Annotated in this window: 11 protein-coding genes; 8 read left to right on the forward strand and 3 right to left on the reverse strand. The window is 46.4% G+C overall.

The genetic code is table 11. The features are described from left to right. The first annotated feature begins 221 nt into the window (after positions 1-221). From MN210_RS02160 to MN210_RS02195, 8 genes are all read left to right on the forward strand, one after another. On the forward strand, positions 222-764 hold the full coding sequence (locus tag MN210_RS02160; RefSeq protein ID WP_011959688.1) for a shikimate kinase: 543 nt from the start codon (positions 222-224) through the stop codon (positions 762-764). 110 nt (positions 765-874) lie between these two features. Beyond that, entirely contained in the window at positions 875-1,957 is a 1,083-nt protein-coding gene (aroB, locus tag MN210_RS02165) for a 3-dehydroquinate synthase (protein ID WP_193564688.1), read from the forward strand. 113 nt (positions 1,958-2,070) lie between these two features. Then, positions 2,071-3,120, forward strand: a complete 1,050-nt coding sequence (locus MN210_RS02170; RefSeq protein ID WP_338412478.1) for a hypothetical protein — start codon at positions 2,071-2,073, stop codon at positions 3,118-3,120. 807 nt (positions 3,121-3,927) lie between these two features. Then, on the forward strand, positions 3,928-8,451 hold the full coding sequence (gene gltB, locus MN210_RS02175) for a glutamate synthase large subunit (RefSeq protein WP_338412479.1): 4,524 nt from the start codon (positions 3,928-3,930) through the stop codon (positions 8,449-8,451). Positions 8,452-8,667: 216 nt separating this feature from the next. After that, positions 8,668-10,086: a glutamate synthase subunit beta gene (locus tag MN210_RS02180; protein WP_338412480.1), complete on the forward strand. Its 1,419-nt coding sequence runs from the start codon at positions 8,668-8,670 to the stop codon at positions 10,084-10,086. Between the two features lie 382 nt (positions 10,087-10,468). Next, entirely contained in the window at positions 10,469-11,116 is a 648-nt protein-coding gene (locus MN210_RS02185; RefSeq protein ID WP_011959693.1) for a carbonic anhydrase, read from the forward strand. A gap of 120 nt (positions 11,117-11,236) precedes the next feature. Further along, entirely contained in the window at positions 11,237-11,782 is a 546-nt protein-coding gene (gene gloA, locus MN210_RS02190) for a lactoylglutathione lyase (protein WP_155586622.1), read from the forward strand. Between the two features lie 546 nt (positions 11,783-12,328). Next, positions 12,329-13,276, forward strand: coding sequence for a mechanosensitive ion channel family protein (locus MN210_RS02195; RefSeq protein ID WP_011959695.1), 948 nt, complete (start codon positions 12,329-12,331; stop codon positions 13,274-13,276). Positions 13,277-13,379: 103 nt separating this feature from the next. On the opposite strand, the gene MN210_RS02200 is transcribed toward MN210_RS02195, so the two are convergent. From MN210_RS02200 to ribA, 3 genes are all read right to left on the reverse strand, one after another. Continuing rightward, a complete protein-coding gene (locus tag MN210_RS02200; protein ID WP_110816091.1) occupies positions 13,380-13,826 on the reverse strand; it encodes a c-type cytochrome in 447 nt (148 codons plus the stop codon). A 250-nt stretch (positions 13,827-14,076) separates the two neighbouring features. Beyond that, positions 14,077-15,075 (reverse strand): oxygen-dependent coproporphyrinogen oxidase, encoded by a 999-nt coding sequence (gene hemF / locus MN210_RS02205; RefSeq protein ID WP_338412481.1) that lies wholly within the window; start codon positions 15,073-15,075, stop codon positions 14,077-14,079. Positions 15,076-15,135: 60 nt separating this feature from the next. Beyond that, positions 15,136-15,822 carry a GTP cyclohydrolase II gene (gene ribA / locus MN210_RS02210; RefSeq protein WP_011959698.1) on the reverse strand — a complete coding sequence of 229 codons (687 nt, stop codon included), beginning with the start codon at positions 15,820-15,822 and terminating at the stop codon, positions 15,136-15,138.

Raw genomic sequence — 15,822 nt, forward strand, 5'->3', positions numbered from 1 at the left:
GGCCGCCATAAACATAAAGGAACTGAATGAAACTGGCTGTGTTAAAGCAGTAAGGCTTTTGACTGTGTGGGCAAAGCGTAGCGGTGCAGCTTTAAAGTGTGGTCAAGGCTTGGGCGAGTTGCTATTATTAACAGCAATAATACTTTTTAAAACGGATACAGCTAACTGGGACTAAACCTATAAATGCCTGTATAATCCGTGAATTTATGTGAGAGATAATAATGCAATCGACATTGCCGTCATTATTTATTGTAGGCCCTATGGGAGCGGGGAAAACTACGGTTGGTAAGCTGTTGGCAAAACATTTGGGCCGAGATTTTATAGACAGTGATCACTATATTTGTGAGCAGACAGGCGCCGATATTCCGTGGATCTTCGAAAAAGAGGGTGAGACGGGGTTTCGAGAGCGTGAAGCACGTGCTATTGCTGAGCTGACAGCTTTGCCCAATGTGGTATTGGCGACAGGTGGCGGGGTAGTGATGCAGCCACAAAATAGAGACAATCTAACCAAACAAGGCATTACCATTTATTTGCGGGCCAATGTGGATGTACAGCTTAAAAGAACCGCCAAAGATAAGTCGCGTCCTTTATTAAATACCCCCAATCCTCGAGCGGTGCTGCAGTCTTTGTTCGATGTGCGTGACCCGTTATACCGCGAAGTGGCAGATATCGTGGTGGAGACCGGCGATGGCTACCCACGCTATATGCTCAAAAAAATCATAGAAGCGTTAAAGCAGCATTATCCTGAGCACATGAAATCCTAAGTCTATAAACCCTTAGCGGAAAAGCGATAAGCGAGTCTGTCTTTTAGTTAGTAAGCGTATTGATTGCCCAGCGTATTGATATTAAGCCTAAAATGGATGTTGAGAGTCTTATGAAAGCAAATTTAGTCGTCCACACCCAAAGCCATGATTATCCCATCATTATCACCAGTCAGTGTGATATGGCCAAAGAAATTGCGCCTTATATCAAGGGCAAACAAGTGATGATAGTCACCAACACCACAGTTGAAAAGCTGTATCTAGCAGACTTGGCTGCGGGGCTAGAAGAGGACTTTGAGGTAATGAGTGTGGTGCTACCAGACGGTGAGCAATACAAGACTCAGCAGTATATTGATACCATTTATGACGCCTTGATGGACAACCACTGCAGCCGTGACGTGACCTTGGTGGCCCTAGGCGGTGGGGTGATTGGCGATATGACCGGCTTTGCTGCGGCAAGCTTTATGCGCGGGGTGAATTTTATCCAAATCCCAACCACCTTATTGTCTCAAGTGGATTCTAGTGTGGGCGGTAAAACAGGTATTAATCATCCAAAGGGTAAGAACATGATTGGCGCCTTTTGGCAGCCACAAATGGTGCTGGCTGATATGCACACCTTGACCACCTTGCCCCAGCGTGAGTTGTCAGCGGGTATGGCTGAGGTGATCAAATACGCGCTGATTATGGACGAGACGTTTTTAGATTGGTTAGAGGACAATATGGCCGCTTTAATGGGGCTTGATAAAGTGGCATTGGCAGAAGCGGTGGCGCGCTGTTGTCAGTACAAGGCCGATATCGTGGCACAAGATGAGCGCGAAGCGGGTAAGCGGGCGCTGCTAAACTTTGGTCATACCTTCGGTCATGTGATTGAGACCCATGAGGGCTATGGTCAGTGGCTGCACGGCGAGGCAGTGGCTGCCGGAATGGTGCAGGCCGCTCAGCTGTCGCATAAGATGGGCTGGATAAGTGAGGCGCAGCTGCAGCGTATCTGTGCGGTGTTGATATCGGCCAAGCTGCCCACACAGCCGCCTAGCATAGATACCCAAATTGCCCTTGACTTAATGCAGCACGATAAAAAAGTTAAGTCAGGACAAGTTAGGCTGATTTTGTTAAAATCAGTGGGTGATGCCGTCGTTACTGCTGACTTTGAGCCTAAGCTGCTTGAAGAGGTGCTTGCAAGCTGCGTACCTAATTAAACAGCAGTTAATGACAGCACAAGGACTCACACAGTATAATAGTGTGCGTTTGATTCATATGATTTAAGTTTAATTAACTATTTCAATATCTCTTTATTGACTGGATTTGCTCTATGGCAATCACAAAAAGCTCACCTTCTAATATGCCTCAAAAAACCAAAAAGCGGCTTGTGGCTAGCGTGTGGTTGATTACGGCTTTATTAGTCAGTGCAGCCGCCCTAGCTTTATGGATGTTCAGTGCCGCGCCTGTTTTTGATGATGAAAAAAAGGCCGAAACCGAGGTGCCTCCTGAAGCAATCGCCTCAAAAATTGATCAAGTAACTCGTATCGATAAGCTTAATGAATTGAATGCCGATGTCAAACCTATCTCATTTGATGCTTTAGTGCGAGATTTACGTGATTATCCGCCTGAGTTTAAAGATGCCAAGTATTTAAAGAAATTTAAGGGTAAATGGACCGTTCAGGTGATGGATGTGTCTGAGCACGAGATTATCACCGACTACCTTAATTCACGCAAAGACCGTCAAAAATTCGCCTATTTCCGCTATCGTGATTCAAACAATCAGCCGCGTTATCTGCTTACCTATGATGTGATGCCAACTGAACAACTGGCTGTTAATGCGGCCAGTAGCGTTGATTTTGATTTACCGGCTAACGTCCAAGTAATCCCCGAAGAGATCTCTGGGTACTTAACGGTCATTGAAAACTATGAGCTGTCGGCGCCTATTAAAGACCTATCTCGCAACCGTGCCCGTCAGGTTAAGCTACAAGCTACTCGCAGCGAAATTGCGCCACGTCGCCGCATCGTTAGTGAGCCACAATCGAGCAATAATAGCAGCCAAGCACAAAGTCAAAGCAGCGACAGCAGCGGCACTAATAACAGCAGTGCTCGCCCAAGCAGTGACATTAAAACCTCGAATAATACCAACGACACGCTATCGGTACAAGAAGAGCGCAAAGTCGTCAGCCCATCAGAGGGTAATATTCAGCCAAGCGTTGAGCCGACTCCACCAAAAAACAATGCCAAACCCAAAGAAGAGGCTGAAAAACCAAAAGCAGAAAAACCAAAGCCAGAACCTACTAAGCCTGCCGAGGCCAGTAAAAACACTCAAAAATCTGGTAATGACAGTATTAAGCAGCTCATCGATGAAAAAACTGAATAGTTTTTTGGCGATGACATAGCCATTATCTAAGGTACTCTTGAAATCATAGAGTACCTTTTTTTTGTCTGGTTTTTATCTGGTTTTTATCAATAAAGCTTAGGCAGTTAACAAAGAAGTTATTAAATCCCCCCATAATCTTGGCGCATAACAGGGCAGCTAAAAACAGCGTTATAGTGCGTGGCTAAGCTTTATTGATAAGGCGATAAGGTTGTGACTTGTCTAATTGATTAGACAGTACAGGCACACAATAAGACAGCTAACCAAAGTTTTTCTAATGGTGCTTATAATAAAAAGTTATTACTTAATAAAGGTTTGGCTACAAATAAAATGTGAAGAAAAATATAATTCAATCCATAAATTTCACTGGATTTTATAGTTATGTTTCTCTAATATGGGTTATACGACGTTTAGCTAGGTTATCGTAGGTATTTATTTTAATGATAGTGAGTATTACTATTTTTATCTATATAAAGCGATTGCTAGGCTCGGTATAGACCATTATTTTTAACGTTTTTGCGATGGTCGATAACTGCCTTATGGGTGTGATGAAGTGCTGCCTATTATCCTAATCTCATCGTATTCATCTAGGTTTGGAGTGACTGTTTTGCCAATATATTATTGGTTAAATAAGAATCCACAAAGCGTTATAGTCATTAAGATATAGATAAACAGTGAGTTAATTATTGCTACTCTCTATTTTTTGGCCCATTTCCTAACACAGCTGTGCTATCCATCCTGACAGTTGTGTCTATCTCGAATATTCATTTAGTGGTGCGTAACTGGCATCACATAAATAAAGGACACGCCATGACCCAGAATTTTATAGCCAATCCTGCAACCTTAGACCACACTCAGAACCATACACAACCCCCCGCTATAGACACCCCCACCTATCTTGCTTCTCCTGACGATTTCACCGATAACTGCGGCTTTGGCCTAGTTGCTCACATCGAAGGCAAACCCAGTCACCATTTAGTAAAAACTGCCATTCATAGCTTAAGCTGTATGACCCACCGTGGTGGTGTAGCCGCTGATGGTAAAACAGGCGATGGGTGTGGCTTATTATTGGCCAAGCCAGTTGACTTCTTCCAGACCGTGGCCTCAGAGCTTGGCCTTGAGCTCGATGAAAACTTCGCTGTCGGTATGGTGTTTTTAAATCTAGATGAAAAGCTTGCTGCACACAGTCAACAAGTATTGGACAAAGAGGTGGCAGCCCAAGGCTTAACGGTTGCCGGCTGGCGTGATGTGCCTGTGGATTTGTCCATTGTGGGTGAGATCGGCCGTGAATCTTTGCCGCAGTTTAAACAGATTTTTGTGAATGCTCCTAGTGATTTAAGCGTTGAGGATTTTAACCGCAAGCTGTATGTCGCCCGCAAAAAAGCTGAGCTTGCACTGACCGATGATGAGCTGTTTTATGTGACCTCATTAAATTGCCAGACAGTCATTTATAAGGGCCTTGTTATGCCCTCTGACTTGCCTGCCTTTTATAGTGACTTGCAAGACAGCCGCCTGCACTCGCATATTGTGGTGTTCCATCAGCGCTTCTCAACCAATACCTTACCGCGTTGGCCATTGGCTCAGCCGTTTCGTTATTTGGCACACAACGGTGAGCTAAATACCATTACTGCCAACCGTAACTGGTCTGTGGCACGTACGCCAAAACTTGAAACGCCAAAGCTACCAGAGATTACTCAGCTACACCCGTTAGTGAACCGTACCGGCTCTGACTCTTCAAGCCTTGATAACATGCTTGAGGTGCTTATTTCAGGGGGTATGACCTTATTCCATGCGATGTCTATTTTGGTGCCACCCGCTTGGCAGAACGTGGACAGCATGGACATGGACTTGCGTGCCTTTTATGAGTTCTACTCGCAGCATATGGAGCCTTGGGATGGACCGGCAGGTCTGGTGATCCAAGATGGTCGCTATGCGGTGTGTATGCTTGACCGCAATGGTTTGCGCCCGTCACGCTGGGTCACCACCAAAAATGGCTACATTACGGTTGCCTCAGAGATTGGGGTTTGGGATTATGATCCTAATGACGTGATTGCCAAAGGCCGTGTTGGGCCTGGCCAAATGCTGGTTATCGATACCTTAAATGGTGAAGTATTAGACGATCAAGTTATCAGCAATCGCCTAAAAAAAGCGCACCCTTATCGCAAATGGCTGCGTGAAGAAGCCACCCGCATCCGTGATAATGAGCAGATAGAAGAGAAGCTGCTTGAACAGGGTGTACTCGGTGAGCCGCTAAAAGCGCTACAAAAAATGTTCAACATTACCAATGAAGAGCGCACTGAGATTATCCGTCCCAATGCCGAAAATGGCCAAGAGCCGGTGGGTTCAATGGGAGACGATACCCCTGTTGCGGTGCTGTCTAAGCAAGTACGTAACGTAGCCGACTTCTTCCGTCAGCAGTTCGCTCAGGTCACCAATCCCCCGATTGACCCCTTGCGTGAGTCTATCGTGATGTCATTGCAAACCTGTTTGGGTGCAGAGACCAACATCTTTAACCCAACCCCTCGTGATGCGCACCGTATTATTCTAGCCTCACCCGTGCTGTCACCGAGCAAAATGCAGCAAATTGAAGCCTTGGAGGACCCCGCCTTTTTAAGTCAGCGTATCGACATCAACTATGATGAGTCGTTAAGCTTAAAGGTGGCAATTAAGCAAATTTGTGAACAAGTTGAGCAGGCGGTTTTAGCCAAAAAGACCTTAATTATCTTATCAGACAAAGGCATTGAGAAAGGTAAATTGCCCGCCAACGCTATTTTGGTCACTGGTGCTGTGCATCATTACCTAATCGAAAAAGGTCTGCGTACCGATGCCAACTTAATTGTAGAAACTGGCGTGGCGCGTGACTCACATCAAGTGGCAGTCTTGATCGGCTTTGGTGCCACGTGTGTGTATCCGTACTTGGCCTACGATGTCATCTCAGATTTAGTGGCGTCAGGTGAATTGTTGGGCGATCCGCTGCAAGCACGTGCCAATTTCCGCAAAGGCTTGGATAAAGGGCTGCTTAAAATCTTATCTAAAATGGGTATCTCAACCATTGTCTCTTATCGCGGCGCGCAATTATTTGAAGCCGTTGGCTTATCAGAAGAGATCGTTGAGATGTGCTTTAAAGGGGTGCAAAGCCGTATTAAAGGCGCCACTTTTGAAGACTTGACCAAAGACCAAGCGTTATTGGCCAAAAATGCCTTTAGTCGCCGCACCCCACTAGACCAAGGTGGTATGCTCAAGTTTGTGTTTAATAAAGAGTATCACGCATTTAACCCAGATGTGATTAACACCTTACACAAAGCGGTACGCACTGGCGATTATGAGAATTACCGTGAATACGCCAACTTGGTGAATATGCGCCCTGTGGCCACCTTGCGCGATTTGTTAGCCCTTAAATCAGACAACCCCATTAGCGTGGATGAAGTTGAGGGTATCGAGGCAATCTTGCCACGCTTTGATTCAGCGGGTATGTCATTAGGGGCATTATCCCCTGAAGCGCACGAAGCAATTGCGATGGCGATGAATACCATCGGCGGCCGTTCCAACTCCGGTGAGGGCGGTGAAGACCCTGTGCGTTATGGCACCATGCGTAACTCAAAAATCAAACAGATTGCGTCAGGTCGCTTTGGGGTAACCCCAGCTTATCTGCGCTCAGCACAAGTGATGCAGATTAAAGTGGCTCAGGGTGCAAAACCTGGCGAAGGCGGGCAGTTGCCAGGGGGTAAGGTCAACTCGTTAATCGCTCGTCTACGCTATTCAGTGCCGGGTGTGACTTTGATTTCACCCCCACCACATCATGATATTTACTCTATTGAAGATTTGGCACAGCTTATTTTTGACTTAAAGCAAGTCAACCCAGAAGCCTTAGTGTCGGTCAAATTGGTATCGCGCCCAGGCGTAGGCACCATCGCCACTGGTGTGGCAAAAGCGTATGCAGACTTGATTACCGTCTCAGGATATGACGGCGGTACAGCAGCATCACCTTTGTCCTCTATTCACCATGCCGGCTCACCGTGGGAGCTTGGCTTGGCCGAAGCGCATCAGTCTTTGCGTGTTAATGGTCTGCGTGACAAAGTACGGATGCAAACCGATGGGGGCTTAAAGACAGGTCTTGATGTGGTCAAAGCGGCTATTTTGGGGGCAGAAAGCTTCGGCTTTGGTACCACGCCTATGATTGCGGTGGGCTGTAAATACCTACGTATCTGCCATCTAAACAACTGTCCGACAGGGGTTGCCACTCAGCAAGCACGTCTGCGTGATGAGCACTTCATCGGTGAAGCTGAAATGCTGATTAACTTCTTTAAGTTTGTCGCCACCGAGACCCGTGAATGGCTGGCCTTCTTAGGCGTACGTACTATGGAGGAGTTGGTAGGCCGTACAGATTTATTAGAGCTGTTAGAGGGCACTACCGATCAGCAGCGTAACCTAGATTTATCGCCACTACTGCGCACTCATCCTGCCGCAGAGGGCAAGCCACATACTTGCCAAGTTGAGCGCAATGAGCCCTTTGATAAAGGCTTACTGGCTGAAAAAATGGTCGATGATATGATTTTGGCCATTCGCCAAGGTCATGGCGGTACTTACAGCTATCAAGTGGGCAACTGTGACCGCTCAATTGGGGCACGTATCTCAGGTGAAATTGCTCAGGTGTGGGGTAATTTAGGCATGTCAGATAGCCCCATCAAGCTGCACTTGGCGGGTACCGCGGGTCAAAGCTTGGGCGTGTGGAACGCAGGTGGGCTTAATATTGAGCTTGAAGGCGATGCCAATGACTATGTGGGCAAAGGCATGGCAGGCGGTGAGATTGTTATTTATCCGCCCAAAGGCTCAACGTTTGCCTCACAAGAAACCGCCATTATCGGTAACACCTGTTTGTATGGTGCCACCGGTGGTAAGCTATATGCTTCAGGGACAGCGGGTGAGCGCTTTGCGGTACGTAACTCAGGCGCACACGCCGTTATCGAGGGCGTGGGTGATCACTGCTGTGAATATATGACAGGTGGTGTGGTCACGGTACTGGGTAAAACCGGGCTTAACTTCGGGGCAGGTATGACCGGTGGTTTTGCCTTTGTACTCGATTTAGATAACAGCTTCTTTGATCGTTGTAATCATGAGCTTATTGACTTGCATCGTATCTCAAGCGAGCAGACCGAAGAGCACCGCATTTATCTAAAACAGATTATTGAAACCCATGTGGAGAAGACAGGCAGTGCTTGGGGCCGTCAGATTTTGGCTGACTTTGAGCATTATGTGCGCAAAGTCTTCTTGGTGAAACCAAAAGCCGCTAATATGGCATCATTGCTGCATAGCACCACCGCAGATCCACAATAAGGCAGCGCTAAGCGAAGCCATAAGCTGTGGTCTTGATAGATTAAGGCCACAGCGCTTAACCGATAATTGCTTGACTTTTACCCCGTATATTTTGTCCAACTGAGGGTAGCCACCCCCTCGTGCGGCAGGTTTTGCGTTTAGTAGATGATTAACAGCAGCCTTTATTTGGCCATAATTGTCCTAAATGTAATACCAACTTAAGGAGACAAAACCCTAATGAAGCGTATTAATAACAATTTTCAGTTTTTGGACGTGCCCCGTCGTGAGCCTGAGAAAAAAGACATCGTCACCCGCTCTACCGAATTTGTGGAGATTTATAGTCCCTTTGAGGCGACTGAGGCGGCGCAGCAAGCCCACCGCTGCTTAGAGTGCGGTAACCCTTATTGTGAATGGAAGTGTCCGGTACATAACTACATTCCTAACTGGTTAAAGCTTGCCACTGAAGGTCAGATTTTCCAAGCGGCTGAGCTTTGCCACCGCACCAACACTTTACCTGAAGTGTGTGGCCGTGTGTGCCCCCAAGATAGATTATGTGAAGGCGCTTGTACTTTAAATGATGGCTTTGGCGCTGTGACCATTGGTAATGTTGAAAAATACATCAACGATACGGCCTTCGCCCTAGGTTGGCGCCCAGATATGAGTGATGTACAGTGGACGGATAAAAAGGTGGCCATTATTGGTGCCGGTCCTGCTGGTCTAGGCTGTGCCGATATTTTGGTGCGCGCGGGTGTGAAGCCTGTTGTGTTTGATAAACGCCCTGAAATTGGCGGTTTATTAACCTTTGGTATTCCTGAATTTAAGATGGAAAAACAGGTGATGCGCAATCGCCGCACAGTATTTGAAGGCATGGGTATTGAGTTTCGCTTAAATACCGAAATTGGTACAGATGTGACCATTGATGAGCTGTTAGAAGACTACGATGCCGTGTTCATGGGCATGGGCACGTATACTTATATGCGTGGCGGTTATCCAGGCGAAGAGCTATTTGGGGTGTATGATGCCCTAGATTACTTAATTGCCAACGTCAATCGCTGCAATGAGTGGGAACAAGATCCAAGCCAGTACATCAACCTAAAAGACAAAAAGGTTGTGGTGTTAGGCGGCGGCGATACCGCCATGGATTGTAACCGTACTGCCATCCGTCAAGGTGCTGAGCGTGTGGTCTGTGCCTATCGCCGAGATGAAGCCAACATGCCAGGCTCGCTACGTGAAGTAAAAAATGCCAAAGAGGAGGGGGTTGAGTTTTTATTTAACCGTCAGCCGACTCAGATTGTGGGGCTAAATGGTCAAGTGACCGGTGTGAAAGTGGTGACCACTCAGCTGGGCAAACCAGATAACCGAGGTCGTCAGCGTCCTGAGCCCATTCCCAATTCAGAAGAGATTATTGAATGTGATGCGGTTATTATGGCCTTTGGCTTCCGCCCAAGTCCTGCTGACTGGTTTGAGCAAAGCGCAGTTAAGGTTGATAACTCAGGGCGCGTTTTGGCGCCTGAAGAGCAAGGCTTTAAGTTTCAGACCAGCAACCCTAAGATTTTTGCTGGCGGTGATATGGTGCGAGGCTCGGACCTAGTGGTCACTGCCATTTGGGAAGGTCGTGAAGCGGCCAAAGGCATCTTGGATTATCTAGAAGTGTAATCCAGCAAAGGCGCTAAGCTCACTCTTAAGCTGTTTATCAATAAAGCCCTACTTGTTAGGGCTTTATGCTGTCTGGCGATTATGAGCTAACTTTAACGCTAACTCTAGCTATGACGTTATGAGTTAACTGCGAGTAGGGCTTATCGATAACGCACCGGCCAAATAAACTCAATAATAGGATAAAAAACAGCAGATAAGTCAGCAAACAGACAGCATAAAGAGTAGCTTAATAAAGCCGTTTCGCTTAAAAAGAAATTGTGCAGTGTCTGTAAAGCTGAGCAGATTAAGGGCTAAGAATGCCCAGTGCCTATGCTAAAATTAGCGCAGATGTCGTCAGCTACGGCACCTTTTTAATACCTTAAACTATAATGAGATTATAATTATGCCATCAAGAAACTCAGGAGAGAGACCAAAAACTGGCGAGGAAGCCCTGCAGTGGTTAAAAGTTGGTAATGATCGCTATGTCAAAAGCTTAAATAACCCTGGAAATGCGGTCGCCACGCGTCATGAGCTGATCTCAGAGCAAGATCCTTTTGCCATTATTCTTGGCTGCTCAGATGCCCGTGTGCCGGTTGAAATTGTATTTGACCAAGGCCTAGGTGACTTGTTTGTTATTCGTGTTGCTGGTAATGTGGTCGCACCTTCCCAAATTGGTTCTATCGAATTTGCTGTTGAGAAGTTTGATACCCGTTTGGTTGTGGTACTTGGCCATTCAAATTGCGGCGCGGTGACCGCTTGCGTGGATGCTTTGATGAACCCAGAGCAAAACTATACCACCAACTTGCAATCTATCGTTGATCGTATTCGGCCCAGTGTCTATAACCTACATGAGTTGGCTACGGCCAAAGGTGGTGAGGTAGATAAACAAAAACTTATTGATAGCTCAATCAGTGCCAATGTGCGTATGTCTGTGAGCCAATTAAAGCATGCCTCACGCCTACTTGAAGACATGAACCGTACCGGTGAGCTGCTCATTGTGGGTGCCGAATACAACTTAGATACCGGTGAAGTTGAATTTTTGCCCATGTAAGTTTTTGCCCCGATAAACAGTATAGGGTAACCGGCTTGATTCAAATGCCTTTTAGGCTAGGTGGTCGTGGTACTAGATACTGTTTTTATCAGTGATGTATTTGATATAAAGGATGTAATAATGTCTGTTAATTATGTTGACCAACCCAAAGGCTCCGTTGTGGTAGATGGCGTACAGCCGATTGCTGCGGCAACCACAGGTTATACTTTTAACCACACCATGCTACGGGTTAAAGACCCCAAAGCGTCGCTTGAATTTTATACCGGTGTGCTGGGTATGACGCTTTTGACGGTAAAAAAATTCCCAGAAATGGCATTTGATTTGTACTTTTTGGCCAAATTAACCGATGACGAGCGCGCCAATTTGCCAGAAAACGAAGAATTAGCGATTTATACTTTCCGTCAACGTGGTATTTTAGAGTTGACCCATAACTATGGCACCGAGACCCAGCCAGGACGTATTTATCATGACGGCAATGCTGAGCCACAAGGTTTTGGTCACATTTGCTTTAGCGTCCCTGACTTAACTGCCGCCGTAGAGTGGTTTGATAAAAACAACGTAGAGTTCAAAAAACGCCCAGAAGAGGGGAAAATGAAGAACGTGGTGTTTATCAAAGATGTTGATGGTTACTGGATTGAAGTGGTACAGGCTGATCTTATGGGTTAATAGATTGTACAAGTGAATACTGTGCCTCTAAAGCGTTATAAACTTAACACGTTTTATCACCGGTCGCCCTAAAACCACCCACTTCAGAGGGTGGATATAAGGCGACAAGGTTGCTACAATCAATCAGCTATTAAGTTAAACCATCTACAAAAAACAGCTAAGACAAGTATAAATTGCGAGTACGCAGTGTCTTGACTGGTAGATGGTATTCCACACACACCCTCAAACTAGCTCGTGTCAACAGACAATCTTAACGGTAGGGTTAGTTTGAAATAAGAATCTTAGATGCAAGGTGTGAATTGCAAGGCGGTAGCCACCTCTAAGATTTGCGGTCGGGCTTGACCGTCTAGCTGTAGGAATCCCCTCACTTTAGGGAGGGGAGGAAGTCAAAAAGGTCACTAAGAGGTATTAACGCCGGTTTTGCTAACAGTAGAACCGGTTTTTTTTAACTCAAAATTAACCGACTAATAAAAAACAGTCCTAAAAACTGCCTCAAAAAAGCGTTAGAATTGAAGAAAGCCGCTTAAATTGCCCAATAGGAGTACTATGCCACAGCTTGATAGTGTCAGCGATAAGATTAACGAATACCAGACCATAGCATCTGCTGCCAATCAAATGGTGAATGACTTTATCGTACGGCTGCCTTATTTTATTGTGGCCTTATCGGTGCTGCTGCTGTTTTGGCTGCTGTCGATACTGTTCAAAAAGCTTGTCACTAAGCTATTATTAAAGACGCACACCCACCGTAACTTGATCAGGGTTTTTCAGCGTATTGGTGGCGCACTCATTATCTTCGTGGGAGTGATGGTGGCCATGGTCATTGCCATCCCTGGGTTCACACCTGCCAAATTGGTCGGTGCGCTGGGCATTGGTTCGGTGGCCATCGGTTTTGCCTTCAAGGACATCTTCCAAAATCTGTTGTCCGGTATTTTATTGCTGCTGTCTGAGCCGTTTCGTATCGGAGATCAGATTGTCTCAGGAGACTATGAAGGGACGGTTGAAGACATTAAGGTACGTGCGACCACCATTCGCACCTATGATGGGCGACAAGTGGTCATCCCCAATTCTCAGCTGTATACCAGTGCATTAACAGTGAATACGGCGTATAAGCGTCGCCGGTTAGAGCTGACGGTCGGCATTAGTTATCAAGATGATATTAATGAGGCGAAAGCGGCGATACTAGAGGCATTAAAGCAGTCTGAGACCGTCTCTAAGTTGGCTGAGCCTTCGGTGGTGGCGACTGAATTTAGTGGCTCAAGCATTGACTTGAAGGTGCGCTGGTATATCGATGATGGGACACAGGCCAATAAGGTGGCCTCTATTCATGAAGTGATTGTACAGACAAAATCACATTTGGATGCGGCCGGGGTCAGTATACCTTTTCCGATTCGCACCTTGGATTTTAGTGATGCCTCAGCCCAAGCTTTAATAGACAACATGGTAAGCGCCCAACAGGTGTCACAAAGCTGCGCTCATAAAAGCAGCCGTAAGTGAATTTGAGCGCCGCCCCATACGTTAGACCTAACTTATGGGGCGGCGCTCATTATTTGGTTACAGGCGCTTTTTAGGCACAATCTTGCTGCAATAAAAGGGCAGCTTACTTGGCTTTGAACTCTTGGTGACAAGACTTGCAGCTTTCGCCTAATTCATTAAAGGCGGGCTGAACTTGATCTGCTGTGGTCGCACTTTGCGCCACAGTGTTTAGGTTGGTTGCGGCTTGTTTGAATTTTTCTGCTGCGGCTGTAAAGCCTTCTGGGTTCGACCAAACAGTCGTGTTGGCGCCACCCACTGCCGCTTTGTCTTGGAAATGTTGCCAAGGGGTCAAGGCATCATCCGCCAAAAACTGGGTATCTTCTTTAAACTTAGCAGCATCAAAGCTTTGCGGAGATTTGATCATGCTCTCCATTGAGTCTTTGGTATCTTTCCAGTTTTTCATGGTGTCTTGACGTGCGCTCACATCTGAGCTTACGCCGCCTGAGTTACAAGCGGATAGGGCTAAGCTTAAGGGCAATAAAGTGGCTAGCATTAAAGATTTAATCGGCATGGCTGTCTCCTTGCTGTTGTTGTTTTAACGTAAAGCTCCCTACTTATATTTCTTTTTAAAATGCTTGTAAGCAATACCTAAAAATGCGCGGTTCAAAAGTCATGGGGTATCAAGTAGATTGCATAGGACTAATACTAGCAAAGAATTTTTAAATTGCTCAAGTCAAATGTGGATATATTGTTAACAAGGCACGGTTGGCTTATTTATCAGGCGCAGATATCTTTGTTAGCTATTTACGCCAGCGCACAGTCTATAGGGCCAGCCAATCACGCGGTTTTAGATAAAAATCTGTAAGCTCATATTCAGGGGTGCCAGCCTCTGGCTCATAACGATACTGCCAGCCAGTCAGCGGTGGTAAGCTGACCAAAATTGACTCAATGCGTCCATTACTTTGCAAGCCGAATAAAGTACCCCGATCATAAACCAAGTTGTACTCTACGTAGCGGCCACGGCGATACAGCTGAAACTCTCGTTGCTGCTCGGTGTATGGCAATTGTTTGCGCTTTTCAAAAATAGGAATTATGCCATCTAGATAACCTTGGCCGACCGCTTGCATAAATTTAAAGCAAGTCTCAAAGTCCCAGCCGCGGCTTTGGGTATTGACGTCATCATAGAACAGACCACCCACGCCGCGCTGCTCATTGCGGTGGCGCAGATAAAAATAATCGTCACACCATTTTTTAAATTCAGGATAAATCTCTTCACCAAAAGGCGCACACAGCTCATGGCATATGTGATGCCAATGCACACAGTCCTCTAGGACAGGATAAAAAGGGGTTAAATCAAAGCCGCCACCAAACCACCAAATCGGATCTTCGCCTTCTTTTTCAGCGACAAACAAGCGCACATTAGCATGGCTGGTAGGCACATTTGGGTTGCGCGGATGCACCACAAGTGACACGCCCATGGCCTGAGCTTTACGGCCAGTAATGTCAGGATGGCGAGCAGTGGCGGTGGCAGGCAGATTGCTGATATGAATGTGGCTAAACATAACCCCCGCTTTTTCGATAACCGCACCATCGGCCATAACGCAAGAGCGACCACCGCCGCCCTCAGGGCGTTGCCAATCGTCGGGCACAAAAGTCGCTGAACCACCGCCGTCGATTTCTTGTTGTTCTAGAGCTTGGCAGATATTGGCTTGTAACTGAATCAAAAAATCGCGTACACGCTGAATGTCCTTGGCAGTGGGGCTATCAGGATTATCAACAATTGGGGCGGCATTATTGATGCCAGTGTTGGTTAAGCTCATACCATGCTCCATTAAGTCAGGGGTAGATTTATATCGCTCGCAAAAATAGTAACTGAAGTATTATTGCTCCGAGATGGGCTTAAATACTAAAGAGGAGATGTCATTGTTCAAATGATGACCCATGCGCTCACGCTTGGTGGCCAAATAATCCACATTAAAAGGATTAAGTCCCACTACCAGCGGAATACGCTCCACCACCTCAAAGCCTAAGTCTTCTAGATAGCTGAGTTTATCTGGATTGTTGGTCATAAGACGCAGCTTGCTGATGCCCACATGATCGAGCATGGGCTTACACATTTCATACGTTCTGGCATCAGCGGGTAGGCCGAGCAACAGGTTGGCATCGAGTGTATCGTGACCTTGATCTTGTAGTGCATAAGCTCGGATTTTATTGGTCAGTCCAATACCGCGCCCCTCTTGACGCAAATACAAAATAGCGCCACATCCTTCTTGTTGTATGGCCTGCATCGTTGCATTTAGCTGGGGACCGCAGTCGCATTTTAAAGAGGAAAAAGCATCACCAGTTAGACACTCAGAATGGATACGTACCAAAGGTGGCAGTTTCTCTTTATTGGCTACATCATCAGTGTTATCAGTCGGCAAGCCGCAAGTGAGCATAACATGCTCTTGGCCTTCTGCATTCTCAAACACGTGGATATCAAATTGACCATGCGCCGTTGGGAGACGGGCTTTACTGATGAATTTATAAGGAGAGTGAGTTTCGTTTGTTGAAGGTAGTTGAGACAT

Origin of the sequence: Psychrobacter raelei (assembly GCF_022631235.3) — a bacterium.
In the GTDB taxonomy this organism is placed as follows: Bacteria; Pseudomonadota; Gammaproteobacteria; order Pseudomonadales; family Moraxellaceae; genus Psychrobacter; species Psychrobacter raelei.